The organism is Photorhabdus bodei (assembly GCF_003287735.1).
Classification (GTDB): domain Bacteria; phylum Pseudomonadota; class Gammaproteobacteria; order Enterobacterales; family Enterobacteriaceae; genus Photorhabdus; species Photorhabdus kayaii.
On the sequence record NZ_NSCM01000113.1, the window covers coordinates 1 to 1,976 of the forward strand.

The following is a 1,976-nucleotide window of genomic DNA, read 5'->3' on the forward strand; positions in this document are numbered from 1 at the left end:
CTGCTTTACAGGCGGCTACCGCGGCCATTCAGGGACTCGCGGGCGGAAATATGGGTCAGGCACTGGCGGGCGGCGCTTCCCCTTACCTGGCCGGGGTGATTAAAGACCTGACTACCGACCCGAAAACCCATCAAGTCGATGTCGTCACCAATACTCTGGCCCATGCCATTCTGGGGGCGGTGGCCGCCGAAGTCAGCGGTAACAATGCGCTGGCGGGGGCAGCAGGAGCGGCGGGCGGTGAACTGGCCGCACGAGAACTGATGAAGCATATTCACGGAGAAAATGCTAAAGTCAGTGACTTAAGTGAAGAGGAAAAACAGACCATCAGCACCCTCTCCACCCTGGCGGCAGGGCTGGCAGGTGGCATTGCCGGTGACTCTACCGCCAGCGCCGTCACCGGGGCCCAGGCCGGGAAGAATGCGGCTGAGAATAACTATCTGAGCAGTGAGCAGATAGATGACTGGTCTACGGAAATGAAGTCCTGCCAGGCTGGCGGCGGTGACTGTGGAGGTATCATTAAAAAATATGAGGAGTTGAGTACCGCACAACAGAAACAGCTAATAAGTGACTGTGCCGCTAACCCGGCGAGCTGCCAGCAGAAGTACGGTGATGTGCTGACCGATAGTCTGACAGTGAAACAGGCGATAGATCGTGCCTTGGGTGAAGATATCCCGATCAAAATGGTCTACGATCTGACTGCGACCTTTGCGCAGCAAATGCAAGCAGAAGGCGTTGTTGCTACAAACAAAGTCTCTGAGGCTCTCCAGAAGGAATACGGTCTGGATGAGGTACAAGCGGGTATTGTAGCGAGTGCAGCGGCGTCGGCGTTTGGTGGGATTAGTAAGGCTGGTAATAGACTTCCACCCATTAATTCCAGCGCAAAAATTGCGACGGGACAAAGCGTAGGCAGTTTCGAAAAAAGTTTAGTGGGACTTCCTTCTGGAGAACGTGTTGCTATCGTAAAACAAACTGCTGCAAAAGTTATTGTCGAGCAAGGTATGGTTAAAGATAGCAAATTGACCCAAATGAACGGTGGACGAGATGTGTACAAGGGTAAAGATGGAAATTTGTATGCTCTTGATACACAGCATGGCCGATTTGAAGTTGTTTCTCCAAAAGGTAAGCACTTAGGTGAAGTTGACTTCTCTATGCAAATGAGAAAATCGGCTGATACATCCGGCAGTCATAATTTGAAGGTAAAATAATGAAACTCATCGATCGTATAGAAAAATATATATCCAGAGGAACCGTATTCAGGTTGCCGGCAGCATGGCCCTATGAAGAACAAGTTGATTTTATGGTTTTTGAAACTCAGGATGATGAGCGCCCATATGGACTAATTATCTCCTCTGGATATAAGGCTGGCCTATTTTTAGTGAAATTACCCATTGAAAGTATTTCGGATGAAGGGCATGGGCTAAATACGGAATGGGTTATTAAAAATTGGTCTAAATGGATTTATCCAGAATGTGATGTGAAAGATGTATGTTTAATAGAACGATATACAGCAATAGCTATTGATTGAATGAGTAAAATCCCAATCCTCGCGGCTGGGATTTTTCTTTAATCGTTACTTGCTATCTACCAGCCGGGTAATCAACTGCTTTAGTTTAGTGTTACCTCTTTATGCAATCACTAAATCCAAGCGGTAATTGTAGAAGAAGCTGTTGCTGCTATGATGCGGATGTACAGATCGCAGGTCACGGTATAGCGGTAGCATGTTCCTGGTTGGAAAGGCGCGTCGGGGGAAAAAGTTGCGGTACCGAAAACGCCACAGCAAAAAACGGCTGTAACTGACGGAAAGGACAGTAAAAAAGCAGGTTCTCTGCCGGATTCCGTGACAGAGAGAGTTGTTATTGAGAATAATGCGCTGGCCTCGCGAAATCTGGGTGATTGCCGCACGCTGTCACCGGAAGCGTGCGGCAAGGCTAAGGAGCTGAGCCAGCGCATTCTGGATAAAGGTCTGCCGTCGGTTG

Annotated in this window: 2 protein-coding genes; both read left to right on the top strand. The window is 48.7% G+C overall.

The window, feature by feature from the left end:
• The coding region (locus tag CKY02_RS22905) for a VENN motif pre-toxin domain-containing protein (RefSeq protein ID WP_193493201.1) at positions 1-1,205 on the top strand (1,205 nt) is incomplete at its 5' end.
• Positions 1,205-1,525, top strand: a complete 321-nt coding sequence (gene imm45, locus CKY02_RS22910; RefSeq protein ID WP_112896999.1) for an Imm45 family immunity protein — start codon at positions 1,205-1,207, stop codon at positions 1,523-1,525. The genes CKY02_RS22905 and imm45, both read left to right, overlap by 1 nt.
• Positions 1,526-1,976 lie beyond the last annotated feature (451 nt).